Source organism: Rhodococcus sp. Eu-32, from assembly GCF_003336925.1.
In the GTDB taxonomy this organism is placed as follows: Bacteria; Actinomycetota; Actinomycetes; order Mycobacteriales; family Mycobacteriaceae; genus Rhodococcoides; species Rhodococcoides kyotonensis_B.
In genome coordinates this window covers 190,987-208,636 of sequence record NZ_QGNK01000001.1, presented here as the reverse complement: position 1 = coordinate 208,636, position 17,650 = coordinate 190,987, and the positions used below count along the sequence as shown (strand labels likewise).

The following is a 17,650-nucleotide window of genomic DNA, read 5'->3' as shown; positions in this document are numbered from 1 at the left end:
AGCCGGTTCGTTACGCACCGATTATGCCGTTCCGGAGTGGTCAGCGCCGAGGACTTACACCAGCCCTCGTCTGACCATGTCGATCTCGCGAGGAGTCAAGAGGCGTTCGAGCTTCTCACTCGGCCACGTACGGGGACTTCCGGTCATACGCGCGGACTCCAGAAGCGGCACTCCCGCCCTGGAACGACGCAAGATCGTTGGAAAGTTCACGATCGATCACTCCGAACAACTTCTGATTGGCCTGAATTTCTCGTTCGTTCTATCGACCAGTGTTCGCCTCGTGTTACCGGAAAGCTCGTAGGCGCGCGGAGCGTGTTTGAACATGTCGTCGGCTGGGGTACGCCGCGCACCACACGGATTCGGGGGCTGAAATATGAACACGAACGCAAGTAACGCGGCCGAGCGCGTACAACAGAACAGCGCATTCGAAAAGGCTGCTCGCTGCGGCCACTTCGTCAGCGGCTTACTGCACATCCTCATCGGTTACATCGCGATCAGACTCGCGTTCGGGCAGGGAGGCAACGCCGACCAGTCCGGTGCACTCGCGGAGCTCGGCAGCAAACCCGGCGGGTCCATCGCACTGTGGATCGCGTTCGTCGCGTTCGTCGCGCTCGCGTTGTGGCGGATCGTCGAGGCGATCGTCGGCAAGAAGTCGGACGCCGACGAGGGCAGCGCGATGGACCGCTTCAAGGCCGCGTCGCTCGCCGTCGTCTACATCGCGTTCGCATGGTCCACGTTCGGCTTCGCGCGCGGATCCGGCAAATCGAGCGGCGAACAGAACGCCTCGACCACCGCACGACTGATGGAGAACGGCTTCGGAAAGTTCGTGCTGATCGTCGTCGGACTCGTGATCATCGGCGTCGGTGGCTACCACGTCTACAAGGGAGTGTCGAAGAACTTCCTCGACGACCTCGAGGGCCACACCGGCAAAGGCGTCGAACGTCTCGGGATCGCCGGATACGCGGCGAAGGGAATCGCGCTCGTCGGAACGGGTGCGCTCGTGATCGTCGCCGTCTTCACCTCCGATCCCAGCAAGGCGACCGGCGTCGACGGTGCCGTCAAGACTCTGGGTGAACAGCCCTTCGGCCAGGTTCTGTTGGTCCTCGCCGGCGTCGGCATCGCGCTGTACGGGTTGTACGCATTCGTGCTCGCACGGCACGCGAAGATGTAGCCTCCAAGTCGATTCCAAGCCTCACCGGTCATCGTGTTCTCACACGAGATACGAGGAGACCACAATGGGTTTGTTCGACATGTTCACCGGCACGAAGCGTCCGTCCGCAGACACTCCGGCCCGCAGACCTGACGAGGTGTACGCCGCACTGATGGCCGTCAACCGTCCGAGCGCGCCGTTCGTCATCCGCGACGGATCGGCCGAGGGCGTCGACCTCGTCGCGGAGTGGCGCATCGTCGACGCGCGCTGGTACGAGATCTTCGCCAAGTCGTCACTGTCGAAAGTCTTTCGCATTCTGCTGAAGCTCGACCCGGCTACCGACGAGGTGCGCGGTGTGGACGAGGAGTGGGCCGTCGAATGGCGAGCAGGGGTGCCTTCGTTGACCGCGTCCGCGGAGAAGTTCCGAGGCCAGAAGTCGTCCGTCCAGTTCGGAACGGCCTACGCGTTCACCGAGCAGCTCGAGTACGGGCAGGTGTACAACTACCGCTTCTCGACCGGTGAGCTGAAGAAGCCGATCCAGGACGCCGTCCTCGCGTGCGGTTGGACGTACAAGGGCGTGGCATTCGGGAAGCTCTGACGCCGGGTGGGTGTGGTGTCCCACTTGTCCGGCTGTCAGCAGGTTTTCCTGATCTGCGGCGGACGACTGGGACATCCTGCCCACACCTCGGGGAAGTGTGTGTGACTATAGGTAGCACCAACCCTGATGGAGGAACGCGTGAGCAAGACCCTCGAAGCCAGCATCGACGTCGACGCCAGCCCGGACAAGGTGTGGGCGATCGTCTCAGACCTGAAGCGCATGGGTGAGTGGAGCCCGCAGTGCAAGCTGATGAAGGTGTTCGGCGGCGATGTCCGCAAGGGCACGACCACACTGAACGTCAACAAGAAGGGCCTGCTCGTTTGGCCTACGACGTCGAAGGTCGTCGACTTCGAGCCGAACAAGTCGATCGCGTTCCGCGTCAACGAGAACAAGACCATCTGGTCGTACACCCTGACCCCGAAGGACGGCGGTACCACCGTCGTCGAGAAGCGTGAAGCACCGACGGGAACCAGCGCGGTCTCGACGTTCCTCGTGAAGAACGTGCTCGGCGGAATCGAGCAATTCGACGTCGAACTCGTCGACGGCATGAACCGGACCCTGCAGCGCATCAAGACGGAGAGCGAACGAAGCTAAGTCAAGGTTTCAACCGGCGACCACCCGGGCACCCCCTGTGAGCAATACCCACGGCACACACAAGAGGGGGCACCACATGTTGGGCCTAGGAATCATCGGCTGGATCATCATCGGCGGACTCGCCGGCTGGATCGGTAGCAAGATCATGAAGACGGATGCATCGATGGGCATTCTGTTGAACATCGTCGTCGGCATCATCGGCGGCCTGATCGGCGGTTGGCTACTCAAGGCTTTCGGCGTCGACGTCGAAGGCGGCGGACTCATCTTCAGCTTCCTGACCTGCCTGCTCGGAGCAGTGATCCTGCTGTTCCTGGTCAAGCTCGTCACCGGCCGATCGAGGGTCTGACCCACAGCGCACACGCAGCTGCCGGGGCATCTCACGTACTCTGTGAGGCCCCGGCAGCTGTCGTTTCGTCGGGCCCTGAACACGCACGAGAAGAAGGAGCGAAGTGGCACGCCGTCCCACCCCGATCGGTCAGGAACAGCGCACCGGCGCAGCACACTTCGTCGAGTTGATTCGTGACACCGTCCCGCCGATGCACCCCGCAGGACTTCCGTTCGTCGCAGGCCCGCTGGCCGTGGCCGCTCTCGGACGCAGGCACAAGTGGGTGCGTCGCGCAGGCCTGACCGCCGCCGGTGCGTGCGCCACGTTCTTCCGCCATCCCGGCCGCGTCCCGCCGAATCGACCGGGCGTCGTCGTGGCCCCGGCCGACGGCTTGATCACGCTCGTCGACACCGCGGTTCCGCCGGCCGAGCTCGATCTCGGTACGACGCCGGTGCCGCGCGTCAGCATCTTCCTGTCCGTCCTCGACGTGCACGTTCAGCGTGTTCCGGTCGGTGGCGAGGTCATCGAGGTCGTGCATCGACGCGGCCAGTTCAAGTCCGCCGACCTCGCCGAGGCGAGCGAAGTGAACGAGCGCAACAGCATGCACATTCGTACGCCGTCGGGCCACGACGTCGGCGTCGTACAGATCGCCGGTCTGATCGCCCGCCGCATCGTCAACAACGCGAAGGTCGGCGACACGTTGACCATCGGCGACACGTACGGATTGATCCGATTCGGATCTCGCCTCGACACGTACTTCCCCGCGGGCACCGAGTTGCTCGTCGAGCGCGGTCAGCGCGCAGTCGGGGCCGAAACCGTGCTTGCCGAACTCCCCCGATAGTCGGTGCGATGATCACCAGACGAGCGCGACCTCCCGCTGCTGTTCGACTCCTGCCGTCGGTGGTGACGATTCTGGCGTTGTGCGCCGGATTGTCCGCGCTGAAGTTCGCGCTCGACGGCGAACTCGGTGTCGCGCTGGCGATGATCGGCGCCGCGGCGATTCTCGACGCCCTCGATGGGCGAATCGCCCGCCTGCTCGACGCCACCAGCAAGATCGGCGCCGAGCTCGACTCGCTTGCCGACGCCATCTCCTTCGGTGTCGCACCCGCCCTGGTGCTGTACGTGACGCTGCTCGAAGGCAGCAGCGCCGGCTGGATCATCGCGCTGATCTACGTCGTCGCGATGGTCCTGCGCCTGGCTCGCTTCAACACCCTGCTCGACGACGACAACACACCGGCCTACGCCCGCGAGTACTTCACCGGCGTGCCGGCTCCCGCGGGCGCCCTCATCGTGTTGGCTCCGATCGCGGCGTTCCAGGAATGGGGCGACGGATGGTGGGCGTCGTTCTACGTCGTCGTCGGGTGGACGCTCTTCACAGCGGGGCTGGCGGTCAGCCGCATCCCGACGCTCGCGCTCAAGACGGTGTCCGTTCCTCCCCGCATGGCCGCCGCGCTGCTCATCCTCGTCGCGCTCGCAGCCGCAGCGTTGATCACCTACCCGCTCATCCTGCTGATGGTCCTGGTGCTCGTCTACCTGATCCACATTCCGTTCGCCGTGCGCTCGCAGCGATGGGTCGCGGCGCGTCCCTACGCGTGGGAGGCGAAACCCGCCGAGCGCCGCGCCGAGCGTCGTGCGATCCGACGCGCCCCCGGTAACACGCGTCGCTCCGCAGCCCGGTTGGGTCTGCGTCGACCCCGAGGGCCGCAGTGACGGCCCCGGAGCTGGTCCTCACGGCACGACTCAACACTTCGGCGGCCGACGCCAGACGCGGCGTCGTTCGGCTGCACCCGGAGGTACTGGCCGCGCTCGGAATCCGCGAATGGGACGCCATCGCGGTGATCGGTGCGCGTCGCACGGCCGCGGTCGCCGGTCGCGCGCCGGACGGAACGCCGCCCCGAACGGCCCTGCTCGACGACGTCACCCTGTCGAACGCGGGCATCAAGGAAGACGGTTCCATCGCCGTCGCACCGGTAACGGTCTACGGCGCGAAGACGGTGACGGTCAGCGGTTCGGCGCTGGCGACGGGCTCGATCTCCGAGACGACGTTGCGCCAATCGCTGCTCGGCAAGGTTGTCACCGTCGGCGATACGGTTTCGCTCCTGCCCCGCGACCTCGGCCCGGGCACGAGCACCACTGCCGCGACGCTGGCACTCTCTCGAACCTTCGGCTTCACGTGGACGAGCGAACTGCTGACGGTGTCGAGCACGTCGCCGTCGGGTCCGGTCAGCGTGCAACCGAACACGGCGGTCAGCTGGGGCGAAGCACCGGCGTCCACACCCACCACTGCACGCGACACCCCGGCCGCGCTGCCGGTCACCGAACTGGTCGGGGTGTCCGCACAGCAGGCGAAGCTGTCCGAATGGCTGCGTCTGGCCCTCGACGAGTCGGAGTTGCTCGCGCGGCTCGGTGCGTCGGCGCACCTCGGCGTCCTGATCACCGGACCCGCGGGCGTCGGAAAGTCCACGCTCGCCCGCGCGGTCCTCGCCGGTCGTACCGTCGCAGAACTCGACGGCCCGTCCATCGGCGCGTTGGACGCGTCCGCGCGTGTCGACGCCGTCTCCTCGGCGATCGACGGTCTCGCCGGCTCGGGCGTCCTGCTGATCACCGACATCGATGCCCTGTTGCCCGCCACGGCCGAACCCGCGTCGACCCTCGTGCTCGATCAGCTCCGCCGCGCGGTGGACACTGCAGGCTTGGCGTTCGTCGCCACGACCGCACATCCCGAGGCCACCGATTCTCGACTCCGCGCGCAGGATCTCTGCGACCGCGAACTGACGCTCTCGCTTCCCGACGCCGCAGGACGGTCCGCCCTGCTCGAACACCTGTTGCGCACGGCGCCGACCGACGGACTCTCCCTCGGCGAGATAGCCGCCAGGACACCGGGTTTCGTAGTCGCCGATCTGGCTGCTCTGGTCCGAGAAGCTGCGTTGCGGGCCGCGTCGCGGGCGAGCTCCGAGGGGTCGGACCCGCAGCTCGTTCAATCGGATCTGCTGGGCGCCCTCGATGTCATTCGTCCACTGTCTCGTTCCGGCGCAGAGGAATTGGCGATCGGCAGCCTCACCCTCGACGACGTCGGCGACATGGTCGAGACGAAACAGGCGCTCACCGAAGCCGTGCTGTGGCCGCTGCGGCATCCGGATTCGTTCTCCCGCTTGGGAATCGAGCCGCCCCGAGGCGTGCTGCTGTACGGTCCTCCCGGCTGCGGCAAGACGTTCCTCGTGCGCGCGCTGGCAAGTTCGGGCCAGCTGAGCGTCCATTCCGTCAAGGGCGCCGAGCTGATGGACAAGTGGGTCGGGTCGTCGGAAAAGGCTGTGCGCGAGCTGTTTCAGCGTGCGCGCGACTCGGCGCCGTCACTGATCTTCCTCGACGAGGTCGACGCACTGGCACCTCGACGCGGGCAGACCAGCGATTCCGGCGTCGGCGATCGCGTCGTCGCGGCACTGCTGACCGAACTGGACGGCGTCGAACCGCTACGTGACGTCGTCGTGCTCGGGGCGACCAATCGACCGGACCTGATCGACCCGGCACTGCTGCGTCCAGGCAGGCTCGAACGCCTCGTGTTCGTCCCGCCGCCCGACGCGGAGGCGCGAGCCGACATCCTGCGTGCGTCGAGCAAATCCGTGCCGCTGTCCGACGACGTCGACCTCGATCTGCTCGCCACCGACCTCGACGGCTACTCGGCCGCCGACTGTTCCGCGCTCCTGCGAGAGGCCGCGCTGACGGCCATGCGCCGCTCGTTGGATGCCGCGTTCGTCACGGCCGACGACGTCGAGACCGCACGAAAAACGGTGCGCCCCTCGCTCGATCCCGAGCAAGTGGCGCACCTGGAGGCCTACGGGTCGTGAGTGCGAATGTACAGCGGGCTGTACATTCGCACGCACGGGGCGCGTCAGCGCCAGCGCGCCAACAACTTCGACGCCTCACCGGCGAGTGCACCCTGGAACAGCGGGCCGAAACTGATGCGCCCCACGCCGAGTGACGCGAAGTGCGAGAGGTCGCCGTCGGCCGGGTTGGCAATTGCGTTGACCGGCAACGGAAGGCCCTCGACGAGACGCTTGTAGTCGTCGTCGCTGTGGAAGCCGACCGGGTACAACGAGTCCGCCCCGGCGGCCGCGGCGAGCTTCATCCGCTCGATGGCGCGCTCGACCCGATCGCTCTCGTCACCCACCTGCTTGACGAACAGATCGGTGCGCGCGTTCAACACCACGTGCACGTCGGTTGCGTCCGACGCCGCACGCAGGGCACCGACGAAGTCCGCATGCTCCTGCGCCTCACGCAGACGACCACCTTCGCTGTGCACGGTGTCCTCGATGTTCAGGCCTACTGCACCGGCCGAGATCAAGCCGTCGATCAGACGCTTCGGATCTTCGCCGTATCCCGACTCGATGTCCACGGACAGCGGAACGTCGACGGCCGCGGTGATCTGCGAGATGCGCGCGAGCAACTCGTCGAAGGTGATGCCCTCGTTGTCCGGCTTACCGATCGAATCGGACACCGGGTGGCTTCCGACGGTCAGCGCAGTGAATCCCGCGTCGACGGCGAGCTTTGCCGACCACGCGTCCCACACCGTGGGGAGAACGACCGGGTCACCCGGCTTGTGGAGTTCGAGGAGGGTTGTTGCCTTCTGCGCCAAGCTCGACATTGAAGCTCCTAAAGGTTGGGAGAACGTGCGTTCTCCCACACCGTACCTGCTTCAGTCGATCAGATCGAGCTTCTTCATGTGGTCGAACACCATGAGCGAGCCGGGAGCGACGTCGGGCATCGCCGCGTACTCGTCCCGCGTGAAGTATCTGATCTCGGCGATCTCACTGGTCGGCACCGGCTCGGAACCCAGCTCGGCGACGAAGCAATGAATCTCGAGCGGGGTTCCGGACGGATGTCCCCACGCGTCGCAGGCGAAGACGCCGAGGAACCGGGCGTCGACGACGTCGGCATCCAACTCCTCGCGTATCTCCCGATGCAGAGCCTGCTCGGGCGTCTCACCGGGGTCGATCTTCCCGCCTGCCATGTAGAACGCAGTTTTCCCGGTCGAGCGCGCCTGGAGCATTCGACGGTCTCTCACATACGCCAACCCAGCGGTACGAATCACGAAAGCAAGGTATCCAATCTCTCGTACCCCTCGGTGACGCCCTTCTCCATACCGCTCTGGGCCATGCCGTCGCGCGCCTCGATCGACGGGAAGGTGCTCTGCCCTTCGATGCGAGTGCGTCCGTCGCCGAGATCGACGAAGGTGATCGACTCGATACTGACGACGTCGGGAACGTCCTCGTACTCGAACGTCTGAATCACGAAGTCGTTCTTACGCACGACGTGGAAGACACCGTTGAAGGCGAACGTCGCCCCCTCCGGGTCGGTGTGCACGTAGCGGTAACGGCCTCCCGTCGAGAAGTCGTAGATGTCGAGCTTCATGTCGTAGCCGTTCGGTCCGAGCCACTGCACCACGAGCTCGGGATCTCGGTAGGCGCGAAAAACTGCGTCGACGGGCGCGTCGAACTCACGCGTGATCGTGATGAACGGGACGCCGTCGGGCACGGTGATGGTCACGGGATTGGTCATTGCCCTTGTCCTTGTCGTTGGCCAGCAGTGCATCGAGCTTCCTGAACTGCTGTTCGTGGATGATGCGGTATTTGTCGATCCATGCGGTCAGCTCCTCGAGGCGCGCCGAGTCCAGATGAACCGGACGACGCTGCGCGTCGCGTGACCGGGTCACGAGCCCTGCAGCCTCGAGAACCTGAATGTGCCGTGATACGGCTTGCTTGCTGATCTCGAACGGTTCGGCGAGATCGTTCACCGTCAACGGCCCACGACTGAGTCGGGCGACGATGGCACGCCGAACCGGATCGGCGAGCGCCATGAACGCCCCGTCGAGCCTGTCGTCCGTGGCGCTCATAATCAACCAACTCCTTTATCAATCTGTACGTTGATTACGTTAGGCGCCGACGCCCTCGCCGTCAACAGGTCTGTCCTTTTTGCACCAGTCGAGAGCCGCGCGGCCACGCAAAGTAATATGGGAGCCAACCCATACTCGCCGGCCGAGCACACGGCTCGCGAGCTTGATTTCTCGTTTTGTTCGCCTACTCGACGCCGCCCAACGACCACCGCGTCACCCGCCGAGGGTGACGCGACCCGAGACGACGGAGTACCTTTTTGCTCGCTATTTTGATTGCGCACACGGTCGCGGCCGTGCTCGCTCCGCTTCTGGTTCGCTGGTGGGGCCGTAACGCATTCTTCCCACTCGCGCTCGTTCCGCTCGTCAGTCTGGTCTGGGTCGTCGCGAACTGGAACACCGAACAGTTCCTCAGCATCGAGTGGGCCCCCGGCCTGTCGATGAACGTCGACATGCGCTTCGACTCACTGGCCGCGATCATGTCGGTGCTTGTCCTCGGGATCGGCGCGCTCATTCTGCTCTACTGCGCCCGCTATTTCGAGGACGACGAGCCGCGCCTCGGCATCTTCGCCGCCGAGATGGTCGCGTTCTCCGGTGCCATGTTCGGTCTCATCACCAGCGACAACATGCTGGTCCTGTACACCTTCTGGGAAATCACGACCGTCCTGTCGTTCCTGCTGGTCGGCCACTATGCCGAACGTGCCTCGTCACGCCGTGCCGCGACGCAGGCCCTCCTGGTCACCACCGCCGGTGGCCTCGCGATGCTCGTCGGCATCATCGTCCTGGGTCAGGTCGCCGGCAGCTACAACCTGTCCGACGTCGTCGCCGACGCCCCGTCGGGATGGCTGCCCGGCGTCGCGATCGTCCTGATCCTGATCGGTGCGTTGTCGAAATCGGCCATCGTTCCGATGCACTTCTGGCTGCCGGGCGCGATGGCGGCACCGACGCCCGTCAGTGGTTATCTGCATGCCGCGGCCATGGTCAAGGCCGGTATCTATCTCGTCGCACGGATGGCGCCCGGCTTCGCCGACTCCGGGCCGTGGCGCGCCACGGTCATCTCGCTCGGACTGCTGTCGATGATCCTGGCCGGCTGGCGAGCGCTGCGCGCGTTCGACCTCAAACTGGTCCTCGCGTTCGGCACCGTCAGTCAGCTCGGATTTCTGATGGTCCTCGTCGGGATCGGTACCGAGAAGGCGATGCTGGCGGGTCTGACGATGGTCGTCGCGCACGCGATGTTCAAGGCCACGCTGTTCATGGTCGTCGGCATCATCGACCACACGACCGGCACCCGCGACATCCGTAAGCTCGCCCACCTCGGCAAGAAGGCCCCGTGGTTGGCCGTCATCGCCGCGCTGGCTGCCGCCAGCATGGCGGGTCTGCCGCCGTTCCTCGGATTCGTCGGCAAGGAAGCGGCGCTGTCCGCGGTGATCGAGACGCCGGTTCTGAACCCGACCGTCAGCGTGCTCGTCGTCACCGGCCTGGTCGTCGGTTCCATCCTCACCGTGACCTACAGCATCCGCTTCGTGTGGGGAGCGTTCGGCCGCAAGCAGCTCAAGCGCCCGAGCCCGGCCGTCAAGAACATGCACGCGCCGACGGCCCTCTTCATGGCGGCGCCTGCATTCCTCGCGGTGCTCGGTCTGGTGTCGGGCATCTTCTCGCCGGTCGTCGACACCCTTGTCAGCCCGTACGCGCGCACGCTCGACGCATACGGCCAGGCGTCGTACCACCTGTCGCTGTGGCACGGATTCAACCTGCCGCTGGGTCTGACGGTCATCGTCGTGGTCGGCGGTGTGTCCCTCTTCATCGCGCACCGCATGGTCAACCGCCTGAAGTTCGAGCACCCGCCACTCGGCAACGCCGACCGCGTCTACGACTCGGTTCTGAAGTCGATGGACACCATCTCGCTCCGACTGACCGGCACCACGCAGCGCGGTTCGCTCCCTCTGACGCAGGGAACCATCCTGCTCACGCTGGTTCTGCTGCCGATGCTGCTGCTCGCGTTCGGACGCGAACCGGGTCTGAACTTCGTCTGGTTCGACACTCCGCTGCAGGTCATCGTCTCGCTCATCATGATTTCCGGCGCCCTCGGCGCGACGGTGATGCGCAACCGTCTGGCCAGCGTCATCCTCGTCGGACTCACCGGGTACGGCTGCGGCGTCATCTTCGCCGTCCACGGCGCACCCGACCTGGCGCTGACGCAGTTCCTCGTCGAGACGCTGACGCTCGTCGTCTTCGTGCTCGTGCTGCGCAAGCTGCCCGCCGAGGTCGACGACCGTGGCTCGGCCGGTTCACGCCTCCCGCGGGCGGCGCTGGCCATCGCCGTCGGCGTCACCGTCACCGTTCTCGGCGCGTTCGCGATGAACGCGCGCAGCGCGGAGCCGATCTCGCTGCAACTCCCCGACGCGGCCTACTACCTCGGCGACGGTAAGAACATCGTCAACGTGCTGCTGGTCGACATTCGTGCGTGGGACACCCTCGGCGAGATCTCGGTGCTCCTCGTCGCCGCGACCGGCGTCGCGAGCCTCGTGTTCCGCAACCGTCGCTTCGGCAGCGCACCGCGGGTGTCCGACGCCCCGGCCACGCAGTCCGACGGTGGCGTCGGCACCGATACGACGTGGCTTCTCGGCGGCGACCTGATCGATCCGCGGCACCGCTCGCTGATCCTCGAGGTCACGACGCGTCTGATCTTCCCGACGATCATGGTGCTGTCGGTGTACTTCTTCTTCTCCGGCCACAACGCGCCGGGAGGCGGATTCGCGGGCGGCCTGACGGCAGGTCTGGCTCTCGTTCTCCGTTACCTCGCCGGTGGTCGGTACGAACTCGGCGAAGCTGTGCCGATCGACGCGGGCAAGATCCTCGGCCTCGGTCTGATCTTCGCGTCGGGCACCGCGATCGCGTCGATGTTCCTGGGCGCGCCCGCGTTGTCGTCGGCGACGATCGAGCTGACGCTCCCGGTGCTCGGTGACATCAAGTTGGTCACCGCGCTGTTCTTCGACCTCGGCGTGTACCTCATCGTGGTCGGTCTCGTACTCGACGTACTCCGAAGTCTCGGTGCACGTCTCGACGCACAGGTGGAGATGCAGAGCCAGGTGAACGCCCGATGACCGCGAACCTCGGAATGCTGATCGTCGTCGGCATCCTCGTCGCGACGGGGGTGTACCTTCTTCTCGAACGCTCGATCACCAAGATGCTGCTCGGACTTCTGTTGTTCGGCAACGGAATCAACATCCTCCTGCTGACGGTGGGAGGCCCGGCGGGGACCCCGCCGATCGTCGGGCGCACCACGTCGATTCACGACACGATGGCAGATCCCTTGGCGCAGGCCATGATTCTGACCGCAATCGTCATCACGATGGGTATCGCAGCGTTCGTCCTGGCGCTCGCGTATCGCTCCTTCACGCTCAACACGAAGGACGACGTCGAGAACGACCCCGAGGACACCAAGGTCTCCAAGCGCCGGTCGATGGCCGAGATGCCCGACCGCGACCGGTCCGACGACCCCGTCACCGGCGAGCCGAGTTTCGGCGGCGACGCGTTCGACTCCGACGGCAACCCGATCCCGATCGAGGACCTCAAGAATCTCGAGGATCTCGAATGCTACGAGGATCTGCACGACGGTGACTTCGACGACGACGACGAACCCGAGATGAAAGGCCTCGACGGAATCGACAGCGCAGAAGAAGACCGAACCGCAGAACGCAGCGGTCAGAAGACGAAGCGGAAGAAGGGAGGCGCGAAATGACCATCCCCGCCGGCGCCATCTCCGCCCTCACTCCCCTACCCGTCCTCATCCCGCTCTTCGCTGCCGCACTGACCCTGATCGCGGGTCGTCGTCCGCGGGTACAACGGTTCATCACCGTCGTCGCACTGACGGCCGTCGTCGTCGTGTCCGCCCTGCTGCTGTTCCTGGCCGACCGCGACGGCACGTTCGCGCTTCAGGTCGGTGGCTGGGAGTCGCCGATCGGCATCTCGCTCGTCGTCGATCGTCTGTCGGCGTTGATGCTGCTGGTCAGCGCGATCGTGCTGCTGGCCGTCATGGTCTACTCGATCGGTCAGGGTATTCGCGACGGCAACGAGAACCAGCCCGTTTCGATCTTCCTACCGACGTATCTCGCACTGAGCGCAGGCGTCTGCAACGCGTTCCTCGCCGGTGACCTCTTCAACCTGTTCGTCGGATTCGAAGTCCTGCTGGCCGCGTCGTTCGTGTTGCTGACTCTCGGTGCGAGCGCCGACCGCGTGCGAGCCGGTGTCTCCTACGTCATGGTGTCGATGGTGTCGTCGCTGATCTTTCTGTTCGGCATCGCACTGGTCTACGCGGCGACGGGCACGCTGAATCTCGCACACATGGCCACCCGCCTCGACGACGTGCCGTCGGGTACGAAGACTGCGATCTTCGCGGTTCTTCTCGTCGCATTCGGTATCAAGGCCGCGGTCTTCCCTCTGTCGACGTGGCTTCCCGACTCCTACCCCACGGCACCTGCGCCGGTGACCGCGGTGTTCGCCGGCTTGCTCACCAAGGTGGGTGTGTACGCGATCATTCGCGCGCACACGCTGCTCTTCCCGGACGGCAGCCTCGACAACGTGCTCATGGTGTGTGGTCTGTTGACGATGCTCGTCGGAATCTTCGGCTCGATCGCGCAGAGCGACATCAAACGACTGCTGTCGTTCACCCTCGTCAGTCACATCGGCTACATGGTGTTCGGTGTCGCGTTGTCGACGCAGTCGGGTCTGTCCGGCGCGATCTACTACGTCGCCCACCACATCATCGTGCAGACGACGCTGTTCCTGATCGTCGGACTGATCGAACGTCAGGCCGGGTCGTCGTCACTGCGACGGCTCGGTGGACTCGCCGCTGCGAGCCCGGTTCTCGCGATCATCTTCCTGATTCCGGCACTGAATCTCGGTGGGATCCCGCCGTTCTCGGGCTTCATCGGAAAGGTCGCCCTGCTGCAGGCCGGTAGCGCTCAGGGCAGTGCGCTGGCGTGGATCCTCGTCGCGGGCGGCACGGTGACGAGCCTCCTGACGCTGTACGTCATGGCCCGCGTCTGGACGAAGGCGTTCTGGCGTGCGCGCGCAGATGCTCCGGAAGGAGACCTCGCGGACAACAGCCCGTCGGCGCTGCTCGACGACTCGAGCGACATCCAGCTCGCCGACCGCGAGGACGTCGGCCGCATGCCCGCGTTCATGCTCATTCCGACGATCGGTCTGGTGATCGTCGGCCTCGCGCTGACGGTGTTCGCAGGCCGGATCATCGACATCAGCGACCGCGCTGCCGCGGACCTACGCGATCGCTCGGTGTACATCGACGCGGTCCGTGGCGCCGAGTTCCTCGGGGACAAGACGATGGATCAGGTCGCGGGAGAAGAGGCAGGCCGATGACATTCCTCAACCGCTTCGTACTGCTTCGACTGTGGATCCTCGCGTGGCTTACGGCCGTCTGGGTGTTGTTGTGGGGCAACGTCAGTCCCGCGAACATCCTCGGCGGCATCGCCGTCGGAGTCCTCATCATGGTGCTGCTGCCGCTGCCGAAGGTTCCGGTCGAGGGTCGCGTCCACGTGTGGTCCCTGATCAAACTCACCGCGTGGTTCTTCTACTACGCCGCCGAGTCGAGTGTGAACGTCGCATGGCTCGCGGTGCGGCCGAAACCGCCCCCGGTCACCGGCGTGCTGCGGTGCCGTATCGCTATCAAGTCGGACCTCGTGCTGACACTGTTCGTCGACGCGATGAATCTGGTGCCGGGAACGATGGTGCTCGAGATCGACCAGACCCGCAGGTTGCTGTACGTGCACGTCCTCGACATGGGCAGCCAGAAGGCCGTCGACTCGTTCTACGCGTACGTACGACATCTGGAGAAACTCTTCATCGCCGGTTTCGAGCGTGACTCCGACTGGAAGCCGAGTCCGCTGCACTTCCAGGAGTACGAGCGCTACCACGGCGTTCTCGGCGACGACGTGACGACGTACCGCGAAGGCCGAGACGACAAGAAGACCGACGACGAGCGAAAGGGGAACTGGTCGTGACGATCGTTCTCGCCATCGCCGGCATCCTGCTGGTCGCGGCCGCCGTCGTCACGGCGTACCGCCTGCTCGACGGCCCGAGCACCCTCGACCGACTCGTCGCGATGGACACCATCCTCGCGGTGTCGATGTGCGGACTCGCGGTGTGGTCGGTGTACAGCAAGGACACGACGATCGTCCCCTCGATCGTCGCACTGTCGCTGGTCAGCTTCATCGGCTCGGTCAGCGTCGCACGATTCCGGGTGAGGGACGAATGAACACGCTGTTGGAAGTGATCTCGGCGATCCTGATTCTGCTCGGCGCGACGCTCGCGTTCACCGCTGCAGTCGGCATCGTCCGTTTCCCGGACACACTGTCGCGCATGCACGCGGCGACCAAGCCTCAGGTCGTCGGCCTACTGCTCGTGCTGGCGGGTGCCGTCATCGAACTGCGGGGCAACGTCGACATCTGGATGCTCGTGCTCGTCGGCATCTTCACTCTCGTGACCGCACCTGTCATCGCGCACGTCGTCGGCCGTGTCGCCTATCGAGAACAGCGCGGACGCGACGGGCTGCTCATCGTCAACGAGATGGAGTCGGACGGAGACTAGGCCGGCCGCCCCACGTGGCCAGCGTCGTTCCCACCGGCGGCGAAGAACGTCGCGTAGAACATGCCGACGACGGCGCCCATCAGCACGAGGATCAGCGGACCGAACAGCTCGGGATAGTTGCCGAACTGCACGGCCAGGTAGCGGTAGCTCAGCAGAAGCACGACCATGATCGTCGTCCCGAACGCAACGATCCGCACCCGAGCGCGGTCCCATCCACGTTCCGGGTCGCGCAGGATCGACTCGAGCGTCAGACACAGTACGACGCCTGCAACGAGGTCGACGCCGTAGTGGTAGCCGAATCCGAGCGTCGCCGCGAGGGTGCAGACGAGCCATGCGCTTCCACCGAGCCGCAACCACCACGGGCCGCGTCGGGAATGCACGAAGAGCGCGAGTGCCCATGCGGTGTGCAGGCTCGGCATGCAGTTGCGCGGCGTCTCGCCGTCGAATCCGATGGCCGACGGGGTGCCGTCGAAGGGCACGACCGTCGGCCAGAAGTTGCCGAGTTGGAAGCCGTCGCCATCCGGGCCGAACGCGAACACCGGACCGACCACGGGAAACAGAATGTAGAAGATCGGGCCGACGATGCCGATCAGCAGGAACGTGCGAACCAGATAGTGCGACGGCCACGCCCCGGTGGTCACGCCCCGGAGCTGGTAGATCGCGATCGCAATGGCGGCGACGGGCAGCTGGATGTAGACCCAGTGCAGCACCGCGTAGACGCCGGGTCCGAGCTCGGCGAGTGCGCTTCCTACGAGCCACGACGGGTTGCCGAGCGCGTGATCGGCGAGCTGGGCGTATTCGTCGAGAACGTAGGGTCGCACGATCGTCGTGATCTGCAGCCACACGTCGCCGATCTTGGTCGCCAGGATCAGCAGACCCCCGAGGCACGCAGCTTTCAGTCCGCGCGGATCACGACGTGCGACGGCGTACAGCGCGAGACCGGTGAGCACGATGACGGCACCGTTGCCGACCGAGAACGGCAGTCCCGCGTCGAGTCGTACGACGACCCCGACGAGATCGATGGCCACCGCGCTCGCCAACGCCCAGACGCGGACGCGAGCCGCGACCCCGACCAACGCGAGAGCGAGCCCGCCCCACGGGACCGCCATCGATTTGGGAGTGCCGACGAAGTCGTTCACGATGCTCGGCAATGGACCGGAAAAACCGTAGCGCGACGCCACGAGTTGCAGCGACAACAACGACACCGCGACGACGGCAGCACCGATCGCGAAGGGACGCAGGGACCCCGACATCTGCGAGCCCGTGAGGGCGCGCTCTTCTCCCTGGAGCACGCCGTTCATAGTAAACGGTCGGTGAACGGCGGATTACATCGAAACCGTCAGGCGTTCAGGTCCGTGACCAGCGACCGGACGACGGACTTCAGATCCCCGCCCGCGTCCGACGCGACGCGTCGCTGCCGTTGGTACGACGCGCCGAGACGGGGAATGTCGGCTACCGACGCCAGCTCGTCGGCGCACCCCAGGCGCTTGGCCGTCGGCGCCAACTTGTCGAGAAGGTCGTTCAGATCGTCGGTGACCAGTCGCTCGTTGCTGTCGGCGTCGAGAATGATCTCGGCGTCGAGCCCGTATCGGGCCGCACGCCACTTGTTCTCCTGCACGTGCCACGGCGGGATGCTCGGAAGGTCTTCTCCCGCTTCGAGTCTGGTGTCGAGGTCGACGATCAGGCAGTGCGTCAGCGCGACGAGAGCGGCCAGCTCGCGCCTGGTGGACACACCGTCACAGACCCTGACCTCGATGGTTCCCCATTTCGGCGCCGGGCGAATGTCCCAGTGCATGCCACCGAGCTGTTCGATGACGCCGGTCTTCATCTGGTCCCGTACGAAGCCTTCGAACTGACCCCAGTTCTCGAACTGGAACGGCAGACCGGCCGTCGGCAGCTGCTGGAACATCAGCGCCCTGTTGCTCGCGTATCCGGTGTCCGAACCCGCCCAGATCGGCGACGACGCGGACAGCGCCAACAGGTGGGGATACTGCAGCAGCAGCGAATTGAGAATCGGGAAGACCTTGTGCGGAGACGACACACCGACGTGGACGTGCACACCCCAGATGAGCATCTGCCGACCCCACCACTGGGTACGTGCGATCAGCTCGTCGTAACTCGGCGATCGCGTCAGCACCTGGGTCGACCATTCGGCGAACGGGTGCGTCCCCGCGCAGACCAGATCGATACCCAGCGGATCTGCCGCTCTCCGAACGAGATTCAGCGACTCGTCCAGATCGCCCATCGCTTCGCCGACGTTGTCACACACCCCGGTGACGAGTTCGACTGTGTTGCGCAGCAATTCCTTCGTGACTCGAGGCGTCTCGGCCCCGGCCAGCTCGGTGACACCGTCCATGACGGCGGCCGCCGAGTTGACCAGGTCCAGAGAGTCCTTGTCCACCAACGCTATTTCCCACTCGACTCCGAGAGTGGGGCGTGCCGAGCTGTTGAACGGAATCGCAGGTGGTGCGCCCGGCACGCTCGGAGAGT

The 17,650-nt window shown here is 65.4% G+C and carries 19 protein-coding genes; 13 read left to right on the top strand and 6 right to left on the bottom strand.

Annotated features, from left to right (window positions below):
- The first annotated feature begins 373 nt into the window (after positions 1 to 373).
- The 7 genes from DK926_RS01055 (at position 374) to DK926_RS01025 (ending at position 6,512) form a co-directional block, all read left to right on the top strand.
- A complete protein-coding gene (locus tag DK926_RS01055; RefSeq protein WP_068422137.1) occupies positions 374 to 1,171 on the top strand; it encodes a DUF1206 domain-containing protein in 798 nt (265 codons plus the stop codon).
- 64 nt (positions 1,172 to 1,235) lie between these two features.
- Positions 1,236 to 1,748 carry a hypothetical protein gene (locus tag DK926_RS01050; protein ID WP_114328031.1) on the top strand — a complete coding sequence of 171 codons (513 nt, stop codon included), beginning with the start codon at positions 1,236 to 1,238 and terminating at the stop codon, positions 1,746 to 1,748.
- Between the two features lie 138 nt (positions 1,749 to 1,886).
- Positions 1,887 to 2,342: an SRPBCC family protein gene (locus tag DK926_RS01045; protein WP_068422298.1), complete on the top strand. Its 456-nt coding sequence runs from the start codon at positions 1,887 to 1,889 to the stop codon at positions 2,340 to 2,342.
- A gap of 76 nt (positions 2,343 to 2,418) precedes the next feature.
- Positions 2,419 to 2,688 (top strand): GlsB/YeaQ/YmgE family stress response membrane protein, encoded by a 270-nt coding sequence (locus DK926_RS01040; RefSeq protein WP_068422131.1) that lies wholly within the window; start codon positions 2,419 to 2,421, stop codon positions 2,686 to 2,688.
- Between the two features lie 103 nt (positions 2,689 to 2,791).
- Entirely contained in the window at positions 2,792 to 3,508 is a 717-nt protein-coding gene (locus tag DK926_RS01035; protein WP_114328029.1) for a phosphatidylserine decarboxylase, read from the top strand.
- Between the two features lie 8 nt (positions 3,509 to 3,516).
- Entirely contained in the window at positions 3,517 to 4,377 is an 861-nt protein-coding gene (gene pssA / locus DK926_RS01030; protein WP_068422124.1) for a CDP-diacylglycerol--serine O-phosphatidyltransferase, read from the top strand.
- Complete coding sequence (locus DK926_RS01025; protein ID WP_114328027.1) at positions 4,374 to 6,512, top strand: AAA family ATPase; 2,139 nt, start codon at positions 4,374 to 4,376, stop codon at positions 6,510 to 6,512. The genes pssA and DK926_RS01025 overlap by 4 nt, the downstream gene beginning before the upstream one ends.
- Before the next feature lie 44 nt (positions 6,513 to 6,556).
- On the opposite strand, the gene DK926_RS01020 is transcribed toward DK926_RS01025, so the two are convergent.
- The 4 genes from DK926_RS01020 to DK926_RS01005 are packed head-to-tail and all read right to left on the bottom strand — an operon-like array spanning position 6,557 to position 8,557.
- The gene (locus DK926_RS01020; RefSeq protein ID WP_068422120.1) at positions 6,557 to 7,309 is read right to left on the bottom strand and encodes an isocitrate lyase/phosphoenolpyruvate mutase family protein; all 753 of its coding nucleotides are present in this window, start codon (positions 7,307 to 7,309) and stop codon (positions 6,557 to 6,559) included.
- Positions 7,310 to 7,360: 51 nt separating this feature from the next.
- Positions 7,361 to 7,756: an NUDIX domain-containing protein gene (locus DK926_RS01015; RefSeq protein WP_346764459.1), complete on the bottom strand. Its 396-nt coding sequence runs from the start codon at positions 7,754 to 7,756 to the stop codon at positions 7,361 to 7,363.
- Complete coding sequence (locus tag DK926_RS01010) at positions 7,753 to 8,223, bottom strand: SRPBCC family protein (RefSeq protein ID WP_114328025.1); 471 nt, start codon at positions 8,221 to 8,223, stop codon at positions 7,753 to 7,755. Before DK926_RS01010 ends, DK926_RS01015 begins: the two co-directional genes overlap by 4 nt.
- The gene (locus tag DK926_RS01005) at positions 8,162 to 8,557 is read right to left on the bottom strand and encodes a metalloregulator ArsR/SmtB family transcription factor (RefSeq protein ID WP_114328023.1); all 396 of its coding nucleotides are present in this window, start codon (positions 8,555 to 8,557) and stop codon (positions 8,162 to 8,164) included. The genes DK926_RS01010 and DK926_RS01005 overlap by 62 nt, the downstream gene beginning before the upstream one ends.
- Before the next feature lie 257 nt (positions 8,558 to 8,814).
- Between DK926_RS01005 and DK926_RS01000 the strand changes: the two genes are divergently transcribed.
- Genes DK926_RS01000 through mnhG form a run of 6 tightly spaced genes read left to right on the top strand, consistent with a single transcriptional unit; the run spans position 8,815 to position 15,160 of the window.
- Positions 8,815 to 11,658 carry a Na+/H+ antiporter subunit A gene (locus tag DK926_RS01000; protein WP_068422110.1) on the top strand — a complete coding sequence of 948 codons (2,844 nt, stop codon included), beginning with the start codon at positions 8,815 to 8,817 and terminating at the stop codon, positions 11,656 to 11,658.
- A complete protein-coding gene (locus DK926_RS00995; protein ID WP_114328021.1) occupies positions 11,655 to 12,296 on the top strand; it encodes a Na(+)/H(+) antiporter subunit C in 642 nt (213 codons plus the stop codon). Before DK926_RS01000 ends, DK926_RS00995 begins: the two co-directional genes overlap by 4 nt.
- Complete coding sequence (locus tag DK926_RS00990) at positions 12,293 to 13,933, top strand: Na+/H+ antiporter subunit D (protein WP_114328019.1); 1,641 nt, start codon at positions 12,293 to 12,295, stop codon at positions 13,931 to 13,933. Before DK926_RS00995 ends, DK926_RS00990 begins: the two co-directional genes overlap by 4 nt.
- Positions 13,930 to 14,574: a Na+/H+ antiporter subunit E gene (locus DK926_RS00985; protein ID WP_114328017.1), complete on the top strand. Its 645-nt coding sequence runs from the start codon at positions 13,930 to 13,932 to the stop codon at positions 14,572 to 14,574. The genes DK926_RS00990 and DK926_RS00985 overlap by 4 nt, the downstream gene beginning before the upstream one ends.
- Positions 14,571 to 14,828, top strand: coding sequence for a monovalent cation/H+ antiporter complex subunit F (locus tag DK926_RS00980; RefSeq protein ID WP_068422099.1), 258 nt, complete (start codon positions 14,571 to 14,573; stop codon positions 14,826 to 14,828). Before DK926_RS00985 ends, DK926_RS00980 begins: the two co-directional genes overlap by 4 nt.
- The gene (gene mnhG, locus DK926_RS00975; protein WP_114328016.1) at positions 14,825 to 15,160 is read left to right on the top strand and encodes a monovalent cation/H(+) antiporter subunit G; all 336 of its coding nucleotides are present in this window, start codon (positions 14,825 to 14,827) and stop codon (positions 15,158 to 15,160) included. Before DK926_RS00980 ends, mnhG begins: the two co-directional genes overlap by 4 nt.
- Here mnhG and DK926_RS00970 read toward each other — a convergent pair.
- Together DK926_RS00970 and DK926_RS00965 are read right to left on the bottom strand one after the other, a co-directional pair.
- Positions 15,157 to 16,413 (bottom strand): phosphatase PAP2 family protein, encoded by a 1,257-nt coding sequence (locus DK926_RS00970; protein WP_243636612.1) that lies wholly within the window; start codon positions 16,411 to 16,413, stop codon positions 15,157 to 15,159. The genes mnhG and DK926_RS00970 overlap by 4 nt on opposite strands.
- Before the next feature lie 86 nt (positions 16,414 to 16,499).
- On the bottom strand, positions 16,500 to 17,639 hold the full coding sequence (locus DK926_RS00965) for a glutamate--cysteine ligase (protein WP_207890705.1): 1,140 nt from the start codon (positions 17,637 to 17,639) through the stop codon (positions 16,500 to 16,502).
- Positions 17,640 to 17,650 lie beyond the last annotated feature (11 nt).

Coding starts and splice junctions, on each gene's coding strand:
- DK926_RS00990 (WP_114328019.1), top strand. CDS start 12,293: ATGACCATCCCCGCCGGCGCCATCTCCGCCCTCACTCCCCTACCCGTC.
- DK926_RS01055 (WP_068422137.1), top strand. CDS start 374: ATGAACACGAACGCAAGTAACGCGGCCGAGCGCGTACAACAGAACAGC.
- mnhG (WP_114328016.1), top strand. CDS start 14,825: ATGAACACGCTGTTGGAAGTGATCTCGGCGATCCTGATTCTGCTCGGC.
- DK926_RS01040 (WP_068422131.1), top strand. CDS start 2,419: ATGTTGGGCCTAGGAATCATCGGCTGGATCATCATCGGCGGACTCGCC.
- DK926_RS01050 (WP_114328031.1), top strand. CDS start 1,236: ATGGGTTTGTTCGACATGTTCACCGGCACGAAGCGTCCGTCCGCAGAC.
- pssA (WP_068422124.1), top strand. CDS start 3,517: ATGATCACCAGACGAGCGCGACCTCCCGCTGCTGTTCGACTCCTGCCG.
- DK926_RS00970 (WP_243636612.1), bottom strand. CDS start 16,413: ATGTCGGGGTCCCTGCGTCCCTTCGCGATCGGTGCTGCCGTCGTCGCG.
- DK926_RS00985 (WP_114328017.1), top strand. CDS start 13,930: ATGACATTCCTCAACCGCTTCGTACTGCTTCGACTGTGGATCCTCGCG.
- DK926_RS01010 (WP_114328025.1), bottom strand. CDS start 8,223: ATGACCAATCCCGTGACCATCACCGTGCCCGACGGCGTCCCGTTCATC.
- DK926_RS01005 (WP_114328023.1), bottom strand. CDS start 8,557: ATGAGCGCCACGGACGACAGGCTCGACGGGGCGTTCATGGCGCTCGCC.
- DK926_RS01020 (WP_068422120.1), bottom strand. CDS start 7,309: ATGTCGAGCTTGGCGCAGAAGGCAACAACCCTCCTCGAACTCCACAAG.
- DK926_RS00995 (WP_114328021.1), top strand. CDS start 11,655: ATGACCGCGAACCTCGGAATGCTGATCGTCGTCGGCATCCTCGTCGCG.